The sequence below is a fragment of the Kouleothrix sp. 19917 genome (assembly GCF_057073505.1).
Genome location: NZ_CP097099.1, coordinates 4,908,698 through 4,928,244 on the forward strand (window position 1 = coordinate 4,908,698; position 19,547 = coordinate 4,928,244).

Sequence of the window (19,547 nt, forward strand, 5' to 3'; positions counted from 1 at the left end):
AGGCCCAGTATAGCACTCCGCTGCGTATGCAGTATTCAGCCGTCAGGAGCCAGAAGTCAGGATTTTTTGGCTTTCTACAGCGGTTTGCAGAACAACTGACCACGCATGGACCGCTGAGAAACGCGCTGTAGCGCGAAAAATATAACTGCCTCCTGCCAAGTGCCAAGTGCCGGCTGCAAACTGCTATCGGGGAGGCTAAAACCCCCAACTGCGCAAGCCCTGTGAACGAGACGCCAACTATGAGCGAAGCCCTGTGGTCACAGCCCCATCACGATGGCTCGGAAATCTACGTTCCCGAGCCGAACCCCACGCTTGGCGACACAATCAGCGTCTTCTTGCGCGTCCCGCACGCGAGCGACGTGACCAGCGCCTGGGTGCGCGTGATTTCCAACGGCGAGCCCGAGCTGGTGCGCGCAACGCTCGACCGCCGCGACGCGCGCGATACCTGGCTGCGCGCGCAGCTGCCGGTGGTGAACCCGGTGCTCAGCTACCGCTGGCTGCTCGACGGCGGCCCGCACGGCTACCAGTGGCTGAATGGCGTGGGCCTGCACAGCCACGATGTTGCCGACGCCGCCGACTTCCGGCTGAGCACCTACGAGCCACCGCCAGCGTGGGCCACGCGCACGATGTACCAGATCTTCCCCGACCGCTTTGCGAAATCGTGCGAGCGGCCCGCGCCCGCCTGGGCCATTCCTGCCGCTTGGGACGACCCGGTGATTGGCGAAGGGCCAGACACGCCGCGCCAGTATTTCGGCGGCGACCTCGACGGCATTGCCGCGCATCTCGATCACATCGCGTCGCTTGGCGTCGGCACGCTCTACCTCACGCCCTTCTTCCCGGCCGAGTCGAACCACCGCTACAACGCCTCGACCTTCAGCGAAGTGGACCCGCTGCTTGGCGGGGATGCGGCCATGGCGCGGCTGGCCCAAGCTGCCCACGCGCGTGGCCTGCGCCTGATGGGCGACCTGACCACCAACCACTGCGGGCACACGCACGAATGGTTTCAGGCCGCGCTGGCCGACCCAACCGCGCCAGAAGCGGCGTTCTTCTTCTTTCGGCAGCACCCCGGCACCTACGACGCATGGTGGGGCATGCGCGAAATGCCGATCTTCGACCACCGCAGCCCCGAGCTGCGCCGCCGCCTCTACGACGGCCCCGACTCGGTGGTGGCGCGCTGGCTCGGGCCGCATGCGCTCGACGCCTGGCGGATCGACGTTGCGAATATGACCGGCATTCGCGGGGCGATCGACCTCAGCCGCGAGGTTGCGCGCATCATCCGCCGCACCATGGCGCAGGCAACGGGCGGGGCATTTCTTCAGGCCGAATCCAACCACGACGCCAGCCGCGACCTGCTTGGCGACGGCTACCAGGGCACCATGAACTATGCAGCATTCACGCGCCCGCTGTGGCAGTGGCTGCTGCCGCCGCAGCCTCGGCCCTACGCGCACGCCAAATATCCCGCGCTGCCCAACCTTCCCGGCCGCCTGGTTGCCCGCGCCATGCGCGAGCTTTCGGGCGTGACGCCCTGGCAGGCTACCCTGCACGCCATGAACCTGATCGGCTCGCACGACACGCACCGCGTTGCATCGCTGCTCGGCGACCCGCTGCGCACCGATGTGGCCTTTGGCATGCTCGCCGCCTACCCAGGCGTGCCAATGCTCTACGCGGGCGACGAGCTTGGCCTGTCCACAATGGGGCCAGAGTACGCCCGCATTCCCATGCCCTGGGCGCACCCCGAGCGCTGGGACGCGCGGCGGCTGGCGCTTACCCGTGCGCTGTTCGGTGCCCGCGCCAGCAGCCCGGCTTTGCAGCGCGGCGGCCTGCGCTGGCTGTGGGTGGGCGACGACGCGCTCGTGTTTCTGCGCGAGGCCCCCGGCGAAGCGGTGCTTGTCCACGCCGCCCGCGCCGCCCACGCGCCCATCCACATCCCCGCCGCCGCGGTGGGCGCGCAGCTCGAAGGGCTGGCCGGCAGCCCGAACCTCCGCGCCAGCGCCGACGGCACAGTCGCGCTCGCCGCCAGCGGGCCGGCGTTTGGCATGTGGCGCTTGACTAACCAGGATGGAAACGAGCGCTGAGTTGAGCCACAAAGCGCACAGAGGCCACTGAATGTTGAACTAAACACTCGGTGTTCTCCGTGTTCTCTGTGGCCAAAATTTTTGCACTTCGCTTTATTTCTGTTACGCCGCCTTGCGAGCGTAGGCGCGCGCCGCAAAGAAATATGCGACAACAGTGATCCCCAGGCACCACGCCAGTGCAACCCAGAGATCGCTGCCCACCGATTGGCCCGCCAGCAGCGCGCGAATCGCTTCCACAATCGACGTCACCGGCTGGTTTTCGGCAAACGCGCGCACCAGCGGCGGCATCGATGCGGTGGGCACAAACGCCGAGCTGATAAAGGGAAGAAAGATCAGCGGGTAGGAAAATGCGCCTGCGCCATCCACCGATGTTGCCGACAAGCCAGCAATCACCGCGACCCAGGTCAGGGCCAGCGTGAACAGCGCGAGGATGCCAGCCACAGCGAGCCACGCCAGCACGCCTGCCGGCGAGCGAAAACCAATCAGCAGCGCGACCAGAACAATGACAACCAGCGAGATCGCATTCGATACCAGCGAGGTGAGCACATGGCCCCACAGCGGGGCCGAACGAGCGATGGGCATGGAGTAGAAGCGCTCGAAGATGCCGCGCTGCATATCCATAAACAGCCGGTACGACGTGTAGGCAATGCCGCTTGAAATCGCAATCAGCAGGATGCCGGGCAGCAGGTAGTTCACGTAGCTGTCCGTGCCGGTTTGGATCGCGCCGCCAAACACAAACACAAACAGCAGCATAAACATGATCGGCATGATCGTGACGGTGATGATCGTATCCAGGCTGCGGAAAATATGGCGCATGGACCGCCCCAGCATCACGCTCATATCGCTGAAATAGTGTGTCTTGGCCGTCTCCATCACTTGCCTTCCTTTTTGCCAATGATTGCGAGGAAAATATCCTCCAGGGTCGGCTGCTTTTCCACATACTCCACCGTCGCCGGCGGGAACAGCGTTTTCAGTTCGGCGAGCGTGCCGCTGGCAATGATTTTGCCCTCGTGCAGAATGGCGATACGGTCGGCAAGCTGCTCGGCTTCTTCTAAATACTGGGTGGTAAGAAAGACGGTGGTGCCGTTCGCCGCAAGCGCTTTGACCGTTTTCCACACCTCGATGCGCGCCTCGGGGTCAAGCCCGGTGGTTGGTTCGTCGAGGAAAATGATCGGCGGTGTGCCAACCAGGCTCATGGCAATATCGAGCCGGCGGCGCATCCCTCCCGAATAGGTGGAAACTCGGCGGTCGGCGGCATCGCTCAGGCCAAAGCGCCTCAGTAGTTCGTCTGCGACCTGACGCGGGCCGGTGAGATGCCGCAGCCTGGCGATCATCACGAGGTTTTCCCGCCCGGTCAATATCTCGTCCACCGCGGCAAACTGCCCGGTCAGGCTGATCGACTGGCGCACGCTGTCGGCCTGAGCCGCGACATCGAAACCGTTGACAGCGGCGCTTCCGCCATCCTGGCGAAGCAGCGTGGTGAGGATTTTGACGACCGTGGTTTTGCCTGCGCCATTGGAGCCGAGCAGCGCGAAAATGCTGCCTTGTGTAACTTCAAGATCCACGCCCTTCAGAACCTGAAGCTGCTTGTAGGATTTTTGCAGCCCGCGTACCTGGATTGCCTGGTTTTGCATATTCGATCCTCCTGAACGCTAGATGATCGTCACGGTTGGCAGATCGACGCCCATGCCTTTGAGCGCGGCGTAGGTCAGTTTGTCCATCATCGCGCCATCGAAGTTGATGGTTTTGAGCGCGCGATAGTATTTGTTCGTCAGGGCAAAGCCCGGCACAAAGGAGACATTTCTGAGCGTTGCGCCCTGGAACGATGCTTCACTCAGCGCCGCCTTATCGAACTTCACGCCGACAAAGGTGTGGCCGTCGAGCCGCATGCCGCGCATGTCGCACTGCCGAAAGTCGGTGCCGTTGAAAACACATCGTTCAAAGAGTGTTTTTCGCAGATCGGTTACGCTTATGTTAACATCGGCCAGGGTAGCATCGACGAATTTGACGCCCTCGAGCCCCGATGCGCTGAAGTTGGTACGCACAAGAATCGTTTGGCGGAAGCTCGCACCCGCCAGATCCAGGGCATAAAAGCTACAGTCGGTGAGGTTTGCGCGGTCGAAATTGGCTTCGCGCGCATCACTGCCTTTAAACGAGCTGCCGGTCAGGTCGGCGCCCGAAAAGTCGGAGCCGCGCAGTGCGCTTCCTTCAAATTTACTCTTATGCGCGGTAACGCCCGCGAAGTCGCTTGCGGGCAGGTTGGTTCCGCTAAAATTCGTCAGAACCTGCCGCTCCAGCGAGCGGGTGGCGTTCGCAACTTCCTGCACGGTTTGCTCAATATCGCCAATGCTGCCAATGGTTATCTCAAAAGCAGTTGCATCGTCCTTGCCTTCGGCTTTCAGTTCACGAAAGCGCTCCTGCAGATCGGCAAGCAAGTCGGCCTTAAGCTCGTCGACGCTTTTTATGCCGCTGTATGGCGCAAAAACGCCATTCACATAGTTGGTTAGTTTTTCGCTCATGCCCTCACCTCCCTAGAGTAATGTGTCGAGCACGCGCTTCGCGTACTCCCAGTTGCTCTTGTTGGCAGCGTATGTGGCCCGGCCTTTGTCGGTGATGCGGAAGTATTTGCGCCTGCCGCCCTGCGATTCGTCGCCCCAGTACCACGCAATGTCGCCATCGGACTCAAGCCGCCGCACGCTGGAGTACATGGTGGCTTCCTTCAGTTCGTACTCGCCGCCCGAGCGCTCGGCAATCAGCTTGACGATTTCGTAGCCATATCGGTCAGCTTCGCAGAGCAGCCGCAAAATCATCGTATCGGCATTGCCGCGCAGCAGGTCGGATGTGATTTTGTTTTCGTTCATTGTTTCCACCTCGCGCGATCAGTATATGTCACATTACTATGTCTGTCAAGGTAGTTTAGCAGGTATATTACAGCGGCTTGCAGAAGCATTGACCATGCGGGTGCTGGCGAGAAACGCATTGTAGAGCGAAAAATGTAACTGCCTTCTGCCAACTGCTATACTGAGGGCGGATGGCGTGGGTTTCGTCGATGACAAACAACACAAAAAGGGAGCGGCAGTGCCGCTCCCTTTTTGTGTCCCTGCCAGGTGCGTGCCTGGCGCGTTTGGGTTTCTACGCCACTGGGTGCAGGCCGAAGCGCTGCGCCACCGCCGGAGTGATCAGGCCCAGCAGCGCGTAGCCCAGGCCGGCGATCACAAGCCCCAGCGCCACGAAGGCGATACCCAGAGCAATTGCGCCATAGGAAGCGCCAATCGCCATTGCCGACAGGCTCAGCGCCGTGACCAGGCTGGCAGCCGTGAGCTGCGTGTTGCGGGCCTGGTTGGCAACTGGCTTGCCAGCGGCATCCTTCAGCGCGTCCTCGGCCTTGTTTGTGCCGGCCGGGTCGCCACTCGCCACTGCGAAGCGGCCCATCTGGGCGTAGGTCAGGTTGTTGCCACTGGTGGCAGCGTGATGCTGAATAATGTTCGCCATGCTCAGCGCAGTCGCCATGTTGTTCACGGGCATGTTCGGCATGCTGGCGTCCTCAGGGGTGGTAATTTGCTGCGAAGCCAGCTGCTCGGTCACAAAGCCGCGAATGTAGATGCCAGCGCCGGCCACAACCAGGCCAGCAACTGCGAACGCGATACCGACAACGATCACCATCTTCGGGAAGAGACGTAGCGCTTTCATTGGGTTCCTCCATATATTGTGCATGTTTCGTGATTGCTTGTACAAAGTATAGGCGAGGAACACATACCATTTAATAAATAATCGACTACGTATGGAGAACGCACCGCAACCAAATACACGCGCCCGGGTGCGCAAGCCGCCGATCCGCGCTATAATACGCGCCTAGCACAGATTTTCGTATAGTTGCCGCACGCGGCAGGGGGCAGGCATGAAATTTGGCGCGCATATGTCGACATCGGGCGGGCTGCACCGCGCATTTGCGCTTGGCGAACGCGCCGGCTGCGATACCATCCAGATTTTCAGCAAGAACCAGCAGCAGTGGCGCGGCAAACCACTTACCGACGCCGAGATTGCGCAGTTCAAGGCCGAGCAGGAGCGCAGTGGCCTTGGCCCGCTGATTGTGCACGATTCCTATCTGATCAACCTGGCCTCGCCCAAGGACGATCTGTGGGAAAAATCGATTGCGGCCTTTGGCGACGAGCTGGAGCGCTGCGCGGCGCTGGGCATCCCCTACCTCGTCACGCACCCTGGCGCGCACACCGGCTCGGGCGAGGCGGCCGGCCTGCAGCGCGAGATCGCCGCGCTGAACCGCCTGCTCGACGCGGGCGTGGGCGGCGACACGATCATTCTGCTGGAAACAACCGCCGGCCAGGGCACCTGCCTGGGCCATCGCTTCGAGCACCTGGCCGAGCTGATCGCCGGCGCACATCACCCCGAGCGCGTTGCCGTCTGCGTCGATACCTGCCACCTGCTCGCCGCCGGCTACGACATTCGCACGCCCGAGGCATGCGCCGCCACCTTTGCCGAGTTCGACCGCGTGATCGGCATGGAGCGCCTGAAGGCCTTTCACCTGAACGACTCGCAGAAAGACCTGGGCAGCCATGTCGATCGGCACGCGCACATTGGCGATGGCTGCGTTGGGCTGGAAGGCTTTCGCGCGATTGTGAACGACCCGCGCTTCGAGGGGCTGCCTATGCTGCTCGAAACCCCCAAGGGCGACGACCTGGCCGAAGACATTGCCAACCTGGCGAAATTGCGCGGCCTGATCGCGGCACAGGACTAAGCCACAGAGCACACAGCCGGTCACTGAGTATATCAAACTCGGTGCCTTCTGTGTGCTCTGGCTAATGTTTTGCCCTCGGCTAGCGAGCGCGAACGGTTCCTGGTTCTGTGGTTCTCGGTTCTGTTTTAAGACCAATACCTTTCAGATAGCCACAAAGGCTCAAAGACTCCAAGATTTTATCGCATCCTGATGCTCTTCGTGCCTTCGTGTCTTCGTGGCAATCGTTCCTGGCGGCCTTCTCTGAAAGGTATTGGTTTTAAGACACCTTACCCTGAAACTGCAAGATCGTGATCGACACAGCCGGCGCTTTTACCGAAACCGCGTTGCTGCTGAGCGACAGCGACGATAGTATTTTGATGGCTGGTTGGGCGTCTTCCGGGCTACTACCCACAAACAGGGTTTGCCTCACTGTTTTGCTGCTGGCCTTGTAGTTGGAAAGCTTCACATTCACCGACTGGCTCGACGTCTTCTTGTTCAGCACCCACACAGTTAAAGCGCCCGTTTTTGTGTTGTAGCTGGCAAACGTGCGCAGTGTACTGTTGCTGCTGGCTTTCACCATCGAGTCGTGCATATAGTTCGAAAAGAGCGTCAGCGATTGCCCAACCGGCGTAGGAGTGTTATCGGGCGTTAGTGCATCAAATAGTTTGACACCATCATTATTCGTAATCCAGCGCGTATTCCAGAATAGCGAAAACATTACCTGTGGGTATTGCAGCTGCTGGCCAAGAATATCGAATGCCACCAGCGCGTGGCCAGTGTCGTTTGCTTCGCCCCAACCACCCCACGAAAGCGCGTTATACTCGGTAATTGCGATTTTCAGGCGGCTGCGATCGCTGGATTTGGCGAAGCGCGCAATTGCTGAAATTGCCCGATCAACATCTGAGGTAAGCGCGGTTTTCGAGCTATAAGTGCTGTACGAAGCCCAATTGTAGGCTGGGTAGTTATGCACAACCAGGAAATCGATATATGGGCTTGTGATCGGCAGAATTGTGCTCCACCAGGCGTCGTTGCCGCCATTCACACCTATTTTGATGCTTGGGTCGGCCGCTTTCATGGCTTGCGCAAATATCACCGCTTGCTCGGCATACTGCTGGGCGCTTGGGCTGCCATTGAACGAGCCCTGGTAGCTTTCGTTGCCAAGCTCCCAGTAGCGCGCGTTGTAGCTATGATCCCTGGCATAGCGCACCCACGCCACGGCGGTGTCGAGCAGATCCTGCTGCGTGGGCGCGGTGCCATCCGGCTCGGCTGGCTTGAACATGCTGTCGAAATCAACCACCAGCACCGGCTCGGCACTGCGCGATTGCGCAATCGCCATAAACTGATCGAAATCCAGCGGCGGGCGCACAAACGAGCCGTCGGCGTTCACCAGGGTGCGGTCGCCACTGGGCCACTCATTCGGCCCGGTGCGTGCAAGCGACGGCTGCACCTGGGTGAAGGGCGGAACCGACCACAGATAGCTGTCGGACTTCTCGCCGCCGGGGTAGCGCAGCGCGCCAACATTCAGCGCGGCAATGCCATCGGCCGTGTTTGTTGCGCCGTCCATCAGGTAGTTGGTATTCAGCCCAACCGACTGAGGCGACACGGTGCTGAGGCGGCTTTTGGGATCGACGGTGAGCGTTGTGGCGGCTTGTACCGGCAGCGGCAGAAGGATCAGAAAAAGCAGAATAAGTGAGAGGAATCGACGACGCATGGCATTCTCCTGTGCTTGCACGCACCAAAGCCGGGCAGAAAGCGCTACCCAGGTTGCAGACGTGACATTGCAAACAAATATGCCAGAACGTGTGTGGTGGCAAACGCGCCACCTTGCCGATAGTATACCCGAAAAAAACCGAATACTTGCGAAACAGTCCTGCAGCATTGATTAGTGGCAAACACCTTGCTTTTTCATTTTTGCGCAGCCAAATCGCCGCCGGCTTGTGGTATGATGGCGGCGCACCACGCTGTATTCGCCCCGCTGTTGGAGCATAAGCTATGGTAAAACGAAGCTTCTGGCTGCTGCTTGCCGCGCTTGGCGCGTGGCTCGCGTGGCAGTGGATGCAGCAGCGCCGCGACGAGATGCTCGACCGCTCGCCGCAGTTTGCGCCGCCGCGCCCATATGTGCCGCCCGCCCCAAGCATCCCCGCCGACGATGATCAGGTTGCGGCGGTGACGGTGCCGCCACCCGTGCCAGCGGCGCCACCTGCGCCACCTGCGCCCGCGCCTGCACCCAGCGTGGCCTTCACGCCCGCCGACGACGACCAGATCGGCGCGCCACCTGCGCCGCCGAGCGATGCCGCGCTTGACGCGCTGTTCGCGCCCGAAGAAAAGCCTGCCGCGCCAGCTGAAGCACACGCCGACGACCTTGCTGACGCTGTGGCGGTTGCGCTGGAAGAAGCTGGCGATGCTGCTGCCGAAGCGCCGGCCACGGTTGCCGCTGCCCCGGCAAGCGAAGCCCCCGCCAGCGCGCCCGACACACATGGCGCGGCTGCCGAATCGGGCGCGCCCATCGAGGAAGAGGTGCTGGGCTACTGCGTGCGCTGCCGCGCCAAACGCCCCATGCAGCACCCGCACGAAGAGTTCAGCGAAAGTGGCCGGCGCGCGGCGCGTGGCACCTGCCCGGTGTGCGGCGCGACCATGTTTACCTTTCTGGCAGCCAACGACGAGGAGCAAGGAGCCAGCGCGTGAAACAGGACCTCGACCGCCTGATGGCGGAGCGCAACCTCGACGCGATCGTCGTGGAAGGGCCGGATGGCTTCGACAACGCCAACCCCGACTTCAAGTACATGACGGGTGGCATTGGCCTGACCGGCACCGTGATCAAGCGGCGCGGCGAGCCGGCCATGATCGTTTACCGCACCATGGAGCGCCAGCAGGCCGCCGAAACCGGCCTTGTGATGGTGCCCTACGACCGCTGGGACATGCGCGCAATCCGCGCCCGCACCGCCGATAATTTTGCCGCGCTGGTGGAACATCGCCGCCAGATGTTCACCGACCTGGGCATCAGCGGGCGGGTGGGCATGTACGGCACGGTGAAGGCCGGCCCGTTCTTCGCCACCATGGTCGCGCTGGGGCAGCAATTGCCGAATTTCGAGATTGTTGCCGAATTCGAAAACGACCTCTTCTCAGCGGCACGCCTGACCAAAGATGCCGCCGAGGTCGAGCGCATGCGCGACCTGGGGCGCAAAACGTGCGAAGTGGTGCAGGCGGTGGTTGATTTCATTGCGGGCGGGCATGCCGAGGGCGAGCGCGTGCTCGACGACGCTGGCCAGCCGATTACCATCGGGCGGGTGCGCGCACTGGTTGGGCGCGAGCTGGCAGCGCGCAGCCTTTCCGCGCCCTACGGCACGATCTTCGCGCAGGGCCACGACGCGGGCATGCCCCACGCCGAGGGCGACGACGCGGCGACCCTGATGCTCGGGCAGGCGATTGTGTTCGATATTTTCCCGCGCGACCTGGCGGGCTACTACCACGACATGACGCGCACCTTTGCGATTGGCTATGCGCCGCCCGAGCTGCAGCGCACCTACGACGAGGTGTTGGGCGCGTTTGAGCATGTGGTGGGCGAGCTCGAGGCGGGCGCGCCAACCAAGCCCTACCAGGACATGGTGTGCAGCTACTTCGAGGCGCGCGGCCACGACACGATTGGCCGCACATCGCCGATTGAGGAAGGCTACACGCACGGCCTGGGCCACGGCCTGGGGCTGGAAGTGCACGAGGATTTTGGCTTCCCCTCGGGCGCGGATCGCGGCGACGTGATTGTGCCGGGCGCGGTGTTCACGGTGGAGCCGGGGCTCTACTACCCCAGCAAGGGCTATGGCGCGCGCATCGAAGACACGCTCTACTGCACGCCCGACGGCGAGTTCGAGAGCCTGACGCCCTTCCCCAAGCAGCTTGTTATTCCCATTCGGGGCGCGTGAAACGGGCCGAACCACGAAGACGCGAAGGCACGAAGATTCGTATTACAACTGAGCAAGCGCGTGCCTATACACAATTACGCACTACGCACGTGTCATCATAGTGCGTAGTGCGTAATTTTCGTGTCTTCGTGGTAAAAGCGCCTTGTTAGCCCTGCGCGTCGCGCCAGGCCACCAGCTTCTTCAGCGGGGCCATATCCCACGGCGCGCCCATGCCCAGGATGAAGTGTGTGGCCCCGGCCTTGACGTAGGCATCCAGGTCGTCCAGTTCGCTCACATTCGGGCAGACGGTGCGCTCGATCTCGGCCGGGTTGCGCCCAAGCTGGTTGCACCAGTCGGTCAGCACCTGGTTTTTGTGGCCCCACTTTTCGGGCGGGCCAAAGCTATTCCACTGGTCGGCGTAGCGCGCGGTGAGCTTGAGCGTAACTTTCTCGCCGCCGCCGCCAATCATGATTGGGATTTTGCGGGTGGGCGGCGGGTTGAGCTTGCCCCAGCGCTCGACGATCACTGGCAGGCTCGCGCCAAGGTCTTTCAGGCGGCTCGGGCCAGTGCCGAACTCATAGCCATACTCGTCGTAGTCGCGCTCGAACCAGCCCGAGCCAATGCCCAGAATGAGCCGGCCGCTGCTGATATGATCGACCGTGCGGGCCATGTCGGCCAGCAGGTTGGCGTTGCGGTAGCTGTTGCACGTCACGAGGCAACCCACCTCGGCGCGGCTGGTGAGCGTCGCCATGGCAGTCAGCAGCGTCCAGCCCTCGAAGTGCGGGCCGTCTTTTTCGCCATACAGCGGGTAGAAATGGTCCCAGTTCCAGATCGTATCAACGCCCAGGTCTTCGGCGCGCTTGACGGCGTCGGCGAAGGCGGCGTAGGTGGTCTGCTGCGGATGAAGCTGGACTCCAACGCGGAATTGTGGCATCGAGGCACCTCAGTTAAAGAGTGTAATCGCGTAATCATGATACACCCGATGCCGCGTTCCGTCGAATAAGAAAGAGACGATCACCGCGAAGACATGAAGGCACGAAGATTCGACTTTTGAATCTTCGTGCCTTCATGTCTTCGCGGTTGTGAAACGGTTCTAGCCCTCAGTCGCGCGCGCATCGCTCTGGAGCACGCTGGTCCACACGCCCGAGATCGCCAGCGCCAGCAGCAGCATGCCCATCAGCGCAATGCCGAACTGGTGCGAAAAGGCGATAAAGCCCACCCCCATCACGCCCAGCGCGACGCTGGCGAACAGCACAATCCAGCGCGGCAGCGACATCGCGCCCTGCCGTCGGGCCAGCGCTACCAGGCCAAAGATCGCCAGCAGCCCCATGAGCGCGCCGGCCGGGAACATCGCCGGGATGCTGTCGAGGCCAATGCCCAGCAGCAAGGTGGCCGAGCCGCCGAGCGTGCAGAGGATCAGCAGCGCCAGCAGCGAGGCCAAGCCCTGGCGGGCATGCAGCGCCTGGCGCGTGGGCGGGTCGTGCGCGGCGATGCCGGCGCGGGCATTATTATCGCGGCGCAGCTGCGAGCGCACGCTTTGCGCGCCGGCCAGAAAGCTTGCGCAGCGCTCGCAGCGCGCCAGATGCTCGACAATCGTGTCGCGGCTGCCGGGGCTAACCTCGCCTTCGAGGTAGAGCGGCAGCAGATCCTGGATCAGCGCGCAGCTGCCAAACTCGGGCTGCGGAATTTCGGTGGTCACCGATTCATATGACTCATAGGCAGGTGTCATTCGTGTTCTCCTTCGGGGCGCTCGAAAGCGGTGTAGGCGGCGCGAAAGGCGGCGCGGGCGCGAAACAGGTTTACTTTCACGGCGGCCATGCTGATTTCCAGCACGTCGGCAATTTCGGCGTAAGCCAGCCCTTCGGCGTCGCGCAGCAGCAAAATCGTGCGGTGCCGCTCGGGCAGCTGCGCCAGCGCCAGCGCGATCTGGCTGCGCTGCTCGGCCGCTGCGTAGGCGCGCACCGGGTCGCCCAGCGGCGTGGCATCGGGGATGGCCAGCAATTCGTCGGTCTCGATGCGGCGCGGATCGGGTCGGCGCAGGCTATCGAGGTAGGCGTTACGCGCGATGCGGAACAGCCAGCTTGAGATCGAGCATTCGCCGCGAAAGCTCAGCAGGCCGGCGCAGGCCTTCACAAACGTCACCTGCGTGAGCTCTTCGGCAATGTCGGCCGAGCCGCACATCTGGAAAAGAAATTGCTGAATCGGCCCGCGATAGCGCCGGTACAGCGCGTCGAGAGTGCGCAGATCGGCCCGCATCGCCTGCTCGCTAGCGCCGCCCTGGATGTCGGCATAGTCGTTCATACCCGTGCTCCGTGTGTGCTTCTTGTTGGGTTAGACGCGAGGCGGCGGGGAATGTTACACAGCCACGCGCTCGATATCGGCGAAGCTGATGGCGATCTGTCCGTTGGCGTCGATATGCTCGGCGGCGCTGGCGGGGAAGACCAGCAGCTCAACGGGGGCGCTGCGGCGCACGCCACGCAGGGCAGCGGCCAGCATACCCGCGAAGGGCTGCGGGTTGATCGCCCATTTGGCGAAGACGAGGTGGGTGGCGCGGTAGCGGCTGCACAGGGCGCGCAGTTTTTCCGCCCCAACTTCGCCGGCCTCGCCCCAGAACTGCGGCCCGCCGTCGGGCGCAAGCTGCACCAGATCGGGGCGGTAGCGCGCGCCAATCGGCACGTCGATGCGCAACTCGGGGTAGCGCGGCAGGTAGAGCGACCACATCAGCGCCATCATCAGGCGGTGTTCGATCTTTTCGTTGGGGCGTTTGACGAGCACAAGCGTGCGCCCGTGGGCGTGGAAGGTGAGCTTGCGCTGAAGGTGGCGTTCGGTCATGCCGCCATGGTAGCGCGGAAGTGCGGCGCGGGCAAGCGTGGTGGTTGCCCTCACCCCGAATTTTATGTGAGTATCACGGGCGAAGCTGTATTGTTATGCCTCCGTTGTGCCGGCCGCTGGCATCAAACGATGGGTGAAGGAAATTGGTTGGAAAGTTGGTACATCATCATTCGACTGTTGCCAGCCCAATGGCACAACGGAGGCATGACCGCAGAGCATTTCGTAAGCCGGCCACGCTCTTTTTGGGGTTCGGGGCAGCGCCCCGACGGCGGGGTTGTTAGGGGCGGGCGGCCGCCCCTAACCGCGGGGAACGGGGCCGCGCAGGCCCCGGCTCAACCACCCGAGCGGGGTACAGGGGCGAAGCGCCCTGCGAAAAAGCCCCCTAACCGCGGGGAACGGGGCCGCGCAGGCCCCGGCTCAATACCCAGAGCGGGGTACAGGGGCAATGCGCCCGCACCCTTCGATACGCGGCCTCGCCGCTACTCAGGATGCAAAACACATCGCCCCGGCGAGGAAAATAAACCTACGACGCGACGCGAATGCCCAGCTTTTCGAGCAACTGCGGCTGCCCGGCCAGCGCCACGCGCGCGATCTCAATGAAATCGCCCACCCACTCGTTCAGCGCATCCAGCGCCGCGTCGCGCACTTTGGTGGAGGTTTGGGCGTCGCCGCGCTCGCGCTCTTGGGTGTGGCGCGCGGCCAGCACGGCATCCACCTCGGCTTTGCCCGCTTCGAGCCGCGCCTGGGTGATGTTGTAGCGCGCCAGCGTGGTGAGCACGGCGGGGGTTTCGAGCGCGTTGGTGTAGAACTGGCACGCCTGATCGAGCCAGCCCGTCAGGCTGATTTTGCGCGTACCCACAAGGCCCAGCGCGGTGATGGCCTGGTGATCGCCTTTGAGCGCGACGCGCGCGATTTTCAGAAAGCCCATGTAGGTTGCATCGGCCTGCTGGCGCGCGGCGTCGAGCGCGGCGGTGGCGGCGTTTTGCTCGCCATACTCACGCTCCTGCGTGCGGTTGAGGTCGTGTGCCTGCTCGTACAACGCCTGGCCGGCTTCGAGCGTGGCCTGATCGTAGCCGACGCCAGCGAGCAGCGTGGCGATGGCGGGGTCTTCCAGGGCGTTGCTGATCGCGGTGTTGGCGCGTTCGAGCTGGCTGGCGACGCTGCTTGGGGGAGGAACGGAGTTGATTGTCATACAAAGCTCCTGTGTGGTGGCCCGCGCACCCATGATGATCAGCCATTTCCGGCAGGTGATCAGCCATTTCCGGCAGGTGATCAGTCGTTTCCGGCAGGTGATCAGCCATTTCCGGCAGATGATCAGCCATTCCCGGCAGGTGATCAGCCATTCCCGGCAGGTGATCAGCCATTCCCGGCAGGTGATCAGCCGTTCCCGGCAGATGATCAGCCATTTCCGGCAGGTGATCAGCCATTTCCGGCAGGTGATCGATCATTTTTGCGCGCAGGCAATGCTGTTTATGCGGCTATGTATGAGCGGCGTGGCGAAGTGGCTGCCACCTGGCGGCCCGTGCTCCTTCCCATTGCGCGCGGCTGCGGGGCAGCGCGCTTGCGTGGGTTCCCTCACCCCCGGCCCTGAGATTGCCTCACCCCCGGCCCTTCTCCCAGGCCCGGGAGAGGGGAGAAAAATTGCTCCTTACAAGAACCCGATGAGCCCCGGCCGCTAAAGCAGCGGGCTACGTATCGCGAAGCCTGCCTGCGCAGGCTGCACCCGGCAGGCTGCAGCAGGCCGCGAAGGCGGCCTTCGCTCCATGGAGCCAAGGGCTTCAGCCCCACGGCATCCATTCTACTCAATCGGCCACGCGCCGATGCGCGCATCGATGGCGGCCATGACCCGCCGCGTTTCGGCGAGCGCGATGTAGACGCGCTGGTAGTGCAGCAGGTCGTCGAACGACAGCGGGCGGCCTTTGCGATCCTTGAGCCATTTGTCGAGCACCTGGTAGCCGCCGACGCGAAATTCCCAGGTGGCCGGGTCTATGCCTTCGAAGTAGCTGGTCTTGCTGATATACACGCGCCCGTCGGCGGCGTCGTAGCCAATCTTTTCGACCATGTTGGCCCCGCCGCCCTGGAAGCGCGTGCGCGACTTGAGGAGCGCGGGATGCCCGCCATTGCCGCCGACCGCGCCGCGCGGCACTGCGCCGGGCAAACGCAGCAGGTGTAAATCGACCAGTTCGGCCCCGAGCGCGGCCAGATCAGCGAACAGCGCACGGTCGCCGGTGAGCGGCAGGCGCGGGAAATCGATCTTGAGCAGTTCGGCATAGCGGCTGCGGTAGGTCGGGCTGTGGAACACCGCGTAGGCATAGTGAAACACATCTTCCGGCCCGACGGTGAGCACCTCACCCCCTGGCCCCCTCTCCGAGTTCGGAGAGGGGGAAGTTGCGAACGATGGTCCTCTGTCCGAGTTCGGAGAGGGGGAAGTGGCGAGCGATGGTCCTCTGTCCGAGTTCGGAGAGGGGGAAGTGGCGAGCGATGCCTGGATGATTTCAAGCACGCCTGGCAGATTGTGAAGCACCGTGTCGTTCGAAAAGCGCACAACACGATAGCCCGCACTTTCAAGGAACGCCTGACGAACCGCATCTTCTTCAGGAGTATAATCGTGAATCGGCCCATCGACTTCGACAATCAAACGAGCTTCCGGGCAGTAGAAATCGACAACGAAGCGATCGATGGAATGTTGACGACGGAATTTCAGTCCATTGAGTTGATTGTTTCGTAGAGCTTGCCACAGGGCATTCTCGGCAGGGGTTGGCTCGTGACGCATTTGTCGGGCAACGGGTTTGAGCTTGGCCCATAATTCTGGCGACGTTTGCCAGGAATACTCTGGTTTCACATCTCCCCCGTCGCCGTCACCGCCACCGCGACTCCCGCTTACCTCTCCCCCGCCGCTGCCGCGACTCCCCCTTACCTCTCCCCCGCCGCCGCCGCGACTCCCGCTTACCTCTCCCCCGCCGCCACCGCGACTCCCGCTTACCTCTCCCCCGCCGCTGCCGCGACTCCCGCTTACCTCTCCCCCGCCGCCGCCGCGACTCCCCCTCTCCGCTTGCGGAGAGGGGGTTGGGGGGTGAGGTTTACCCACGCTCCCCCGCCCATCCGGCACCCACGCCGCGCCGAGCCTGCCGGTGAGATCGGCGATGAACTCCGCGCTCAGGTTCGCCCGCCGCCCGCCCGGCCCCGCGCCTTCGTCGCCCGCGTCGTCGAACAGCGATGCCTGGCTTTGCTTCTTCTCCGTGGACGGGTAGAGGTAGAGGGGGAAGACAAAATTAATATCGTATGCAGCGTATGATTTATGACCACTGACAGACTCAGTAACAAGTCCGCCCCAATCATCTCTCGTCTGACGAGTGGTTATCAATGCAATATTTGAAAGCAATGCAATATGTTGCATCACACGCTCGCGGCGATGTACCGCAACATTTGAGTCAAAGACTGTCCAACGAACATCAAAGGGCCGATAGAGAATTGGAAGTGTTTTGCTCCGCCAATCTGTCCTTGGCAACTGCTCTTTTGCACGCTGATAGTTCCATTGCTCTTGGCTACAAAGACGCCAAATTGCGCGTGCTTCTTCTTCTGTGTTCGTCGCGAGTAATCGTTCGACTTTGTGAACCGCTTCGTTTCGATCCCAAGAAATAGCAAATTCGTCTTGTGTGGTCACAATGCCAGGTGCCGGGTCGCCATTGACGCCCATATATTCTGATAGCTTCTGCCCTTTTTCATATTCTGTTTTTAGGTCAACATCCTGTGGCACAAATAAATAGAACGTGCTGGAGGGCGAAAGTGTGTCCCACTGGATGGAGTCGATGTGGTGCTCGGTTAGCTCAGCGTACTTGCTTTCGCGCACGCCCCAAAGATCGGCGTAATGGATGGTGGCGACCTCACCCCCGGCGCTGCGCGCCTCCCCCTCTCCGCGTGCGGAGAGGGGGTTGGGGGGAGAGGTTCTTTTCACAAACAGGGCAATCGCCACACCCTGGCGGATGTCGAACACATTCTCGTCCGGCCCGCCGTTCGGGGCGCGCTCCTTTTTGTTGGCGTTGCCGTGCAGGTTCAGGATGTAGATGTCGTCGAAGCTGCGCATGAGGCTTTGCCGCATGCCGCGAAACGTCGGGTTGTCGAGGTAGCTATTATCACTAATGTATGCCAGTATACCCTCGCCGGTCTGCCCGATCCGCCATTGCCCAAAGCGAATGAACTTTACGTAGTCATTTTGCAGCCACTTGGCTTGTGCAGGCTTGGAAAGCTCAGGAACATTCCGCTTGTAATCGTCGATCAAGCCGCGAATAAACGGGCTGTTGTTTTCCGAATGGCCGGAATACGGCGGGTTGCCCAGCACCACCATGATCGGCTTGCTGGATTTGACCTCAGCGGCGGCGGCGCTTTCGTCGGCAATATAGCGCGCAAAGGGCATGGTCGTTTGCGCGGGCACGCCTTCGTCCAGCGCATTGGTCAGGTACACGCCCAGGCGCTCGTTGCGCCCGAAGTCGTAGCCTTTTTCCTGCAATTGCAGGCCCAGCTTCAGGTGCGCCACCGCGTAGGGTGCCATCAGCAGTTCAAAGCCGAACAGGCGGCGCAACAGGCTGCGCGGGCCATCGCCCACATAGCTGTTCCAGCCACTTGCCAGCCCGTTCTGGCGCAGGGTTTCGTAAATCTGCTCGACGACAAAATACAAAAACGTCGCCGTGCCGGTCGCCGGGTCGAGGATCAGCGTGTCCTGGTCGGCCAGCCCGAGCGCCTTGCCAAAGCGCGTGCGCAGTAGGTGATCGACCGAGCGCACAATAAACGACACCACCGGCTCGGGCGTGTAGTACACGCCGCGGCTTTCGCGCATCTTGGGGTCGTAGGCCGCCAGAAACGTTTCGTAGAAATGCACCACCGGGTCTTCCTGGCGGGTGCGCTTGCCGAAATTGCGCAGAATCTCGGACATATCGGCGCGGGCGAGCAGCGCGGCAATGTCGTCCACCGCCCAGGCGATTCGGTCGTCCAGGTCTGGCCCGGCGATCTCGTAGAACAGCTTGCTCAGGAACGGGTTGGTTTTCGGCAAAAGCTGCGCGGCGCTGTAGCGGGTAAACGAAACCTCACCCCCGCCGCCGCCGCGACTCCCCCTCTCCGCCTGCGGAGAGGGGGCCGGGGGGAGAGGTGTGTTAACGCGCGCCGCGAACAAGCCATACGCCAGCGTCTGGGCGTACATATCCGCGAACTCATCGGCATCCAGGCCGGGGATCAGCGCCTTGCGGAAGGCGTCGTACTGTTCGTGCAATTCGCCGCGCTGGTCTTCGCGCTTGAAGGTTTCGGCGATCAGGGTGCGCGTCAGGCGGGCCATTTCGGCCAGGCGCAGGGCCAGGTCGCGCGGTGTCCCGACGACGGGTGGCTGCTGGGAAAGAAAGCCCTGGAGCAAGCGGTTCAGATCCATCTCGCCCTGCGGCTCGCGCACTATTTTATACCCCCCACTTTCCCCCCGCTGGCGGGGGGACGAAAGGGGGGTGTACCGCCCGATGCGCGCTTCCTCGCGCAACTCGCCATTCACGAACCAGCGGAAATCGAGATAGTTCGTCAGAATCAGGTTGGGCAGCGCCTTGAGGTAACGCGCCATCTGGCTGCTGCGCGCCTCCTTGTCGAGATCGACGTGCAAATCCTTGGCCTCGACATGGCCGACGGGGAGATTGCCGCGCGCCACCTGGTAATCCGGCGCGCCACACGCGATCCGGCGCGGCTCGTTGGTCGCGGCGATTCCAGTGTCGAGGGATTCCAGCAGGGCTTTCAGGGCGGGGCGAAATGTATGTTCGGTGGCATTTCCGCGCGCGGCTTCGGCCTGCACAGCGGCGATGTATGCATCGATGGGCATAGCGCATCCTTGAGCTTCCAGGGCGAACGGTTGACACGGCCAAGGCGGGCGCGGCGGGGGATACAGCACCAGCAACGGGGCGGGATGCGCTATGCTAGCATAACGAAACACGGGTTGTCAAGAGTTTGGGGTTGTTTTGCATTGATTGCCCTCATCCCCTGCCC

At 62.3% G+C, this 19,547-nt stretch carries 17 protein-coding genes; 5 read left to right on the forward strand and 12 right to left on the reverse strand.

Going from position 1 to position 19,547, the window contains the following annotated elements:
* The first annotated feature begins 239 nt into the window (after positions 1-239).
* Positions 240-2,075, forward strand: a complete 1,836-nt coding sequence (locus M1P90_RS19815) for an alpha-amylase family glycosyl hydrolase (RefSeq protein ID WP_483697023.1) — start codon at positions 240-242, stop codon at positions 2,073-2,075.
* Between the two features lie 102 nt (positions 2,076-2,177).
* On the opposite strand, the gene M1P90_RS19820 is transcribed toward M1P90_RS19815, so the two are convergent.
* The 5 genes from M1P90_RS19820 to M1P90_RS19840 form a co-directional block, all read right to left on the reverse strand.
* A complete protein-coding gene (locus tag M1P90_RS19820; RefSeq protein WP_483697024.1) occupies positions 2,178-2,948 on the reverse strand; it encodes an ABC transporter permease in 771 nt (256 codons plus the stop codon).
* Positions 2,948-3,709 (reverse strand): ABC transporter ATP-binding protein, encoded by a 762-nt coding sequence (locus tag M1P90_RS19825; RefSeq protein ID WP_483697025.1) that lies wholly within the window; start codon positions 3,707-3,709, stop codon positions 2,948-2,950. Before M1P90_RS19825 ends, M1P90_RS19820 begins: the two co-directional genes overlap by 1 nt.
* A gap of 18 nt (positions 3,710-3,727) precedes the next feature.
* Positions 3,728-4,594 (reverse strand): pentapeptide repeat-containing protein, encoded by an 867-nt coding sequence (locus M1P90_RS19830; RefSeq protein WP_483697026.1) that lies wholly within the window; start codon positions 4,592-4,594, stop codon positions 3,728-3,730.
* 12 nt (positions 4,595-4,606) lie between these two features.
* Positions 4,607-4,936, reverse strand: coding sequence for a PadR family transcriptional regulator (locus tag M1P90_RS19835; RefSeq protein ID WP_483697027.1), 330 nt, complete (start codon positions 4,934-4,936; stop codon positions 4,607-4,609).
* Positions 4,937-5,207: 271 nt separating this feature from the next.
* Positions 5,208-5,765 (reverse strand): hypothetical protein, encoded by a 558-nt coding sequence (locus M1P90_RS19840; protein WP_483697028.1) that lies wholly within the window; start codon positions 5,763-5,765, stop codon positions 5,208-5,210.
* A gap of 208 nt (positions 5,766-5,973) precedes the next feature.
* Here M1P90_RS19840 and M1P90_RS19845 point away from each other — a divergent pair, with 208 nt between their 5' ends.
* On the forward strand, positions 5,974-6,828 hold the full coding sequence (locus tag M1P90_RS19845) for a deoxyribonuclease IV (RefSeq protein WP_483697029.1): 855 nt from the start codon (positions 5,974-5,976) through the stop codon (positions 6,826-6,828).
* 256 nt (positions 6,829-7,084) lie between these two features.
* Here M1P90_RS19845 and M1P90_RS19850 read toward each other — a convergent pair whose 3' ends face one another.
* Complete coding sequence (locus M1P90_RS19850) at positions 7,085-8,518, reverse strand: hypothetical protein (protein WP_483697030.1); 1,434 nt, start codon at positions 8,516-8,518, stop codon at positions 7,085-7,087.
* A 281-nt stretch (positions 8,519-8,799) separates the two neighbouring features.
* Between M1P90_RS19850 and M1P90_RS19855 the strand changes: the two genes are divergently transcribed.
* Together M1P90_RS19855 and M1P90_RS19860 are read left to right on the forward strand one after the other, a co-directional pair.
* Positions 8,800-9,492 (forward strand): DUF5679 domain-containing protein, encoded by a 693-nt coding sequence (locus M1P90_RS19855; protein ID WP_483697031.1) that lies wholly within the window; start codon positions 8,800-8,802, stop codon positions 9,490-9,492.
* Positions 9,489-10,724, forward strand: coding sequence for a M24 family metallopeptidase (locus M1P90_RS19860; protein WP_483697032.1), 1,236 nt, complete (start codon positions 9,489-9,491; stop codon positions 10,722-10,724). Before M1P90_RS19855 ends, M1P90_RS19860 begins: the two co-directional genes overlap by 4 nt.
* 145 nt (positions 10,725-10,869) lie before the next feature.
* Here the strand turns inward: M1P90_RS19860 and M1P90_RS19865 are convergent, their stop codons facing one another.
* From M1P90_RS19865 to M1P90_RS19885, 5 genes are all read right to left on the reverse strand, one after another.
* Complete coding sequence (locus M1P90_RS19865) at positions 10,870-11,637, reverse strand: LLM class F420-dependent oxidoreductase (RefSeq protein WP_483697033.1); 768 nt, start codon at positions 11,635-11,637, stop codon at positions 10,870-10,872.
* A gap of 159 nt (positions 11,638-11,796) precedes the next feature.
* Positions 11,797-12,432: a zf-HC2 domain-containing protein gene (locus M1P90_RS19870; protein WP_483697034.1), complete on the reverse strand. Its 636-nt coding sequence runs from the start codon at positions 12,430-12,432 to the stop codon at positions 11,797-11,799.
* Entirely contained in the window at positions 12,429-13,004 is a 576-nt protein-coding gene (locus tag M1P90_RS19875) for an RNA polymerase sigma factor (RefSeq protein ID WP_483697035.1), read from the reverse strand. The genes M1P90_RS19870 and M1P90_RS19875 overlap by 4 nt, the downstream gene beginning before the upstream one ends.
* Before the next feature lie 54 nt (positions 13,005-13,058).
* On the reverse strand, positions 13,059-13,589 hold the full coding sequence (locus M1P90_RS19880; protein ID WP_483697036.1) for a hypothetical protein: 531 nt from the start codon (positions 13,587-13,589) through the stop codon (positions 13,059-13,061).
* A 469-nt stretch (positions 13,590-14,058) separates the two neighbouring features.
* A complete protein-coding gene (locus tag M1P90_RS19885) occupies positions 14,059-14,727 on the reverse strand; it encodes a PQLLE family protein (protein ID WP_483697037.1) in 669 nt (222 codons plus the stop codon).
* On the opposite strand from M1P90_RS19885, the gene M1P90_RS19890 reads away from it, so the two are divergent.
* A complete protein-coding gene (locus tag M1P90_RS19890; protein ID WP_483697038.1) occupies positions 14,717-15,214 on the forward strand; it encodes a hypothetical protein in 498 nt (165 codons plus the stop codon). The genes M1P90_RS19885 and M1P90_RS19890 overlap by 11 nt on opposite strands.
* A 119-nt stretch (positions 15,215-15,333) precedes the next feature.
* Here M1P90_RS19890 and M1P90_RS19895 read toward each other — a convergent pair whose 3' ends face one another.
* Complete coding sequence (locus M1P90_RS19895) at positions 15,334-19,383, reverse strand: type ISP restriction/modification enzyme (protein ID WP_483697039.1); 4,050 nt, start codon at positions 19,381-19,383, stop codon at positions 15,334-15,336.
* Positions 19,384-19,547 lie beyond the last annotated feature (164 nt).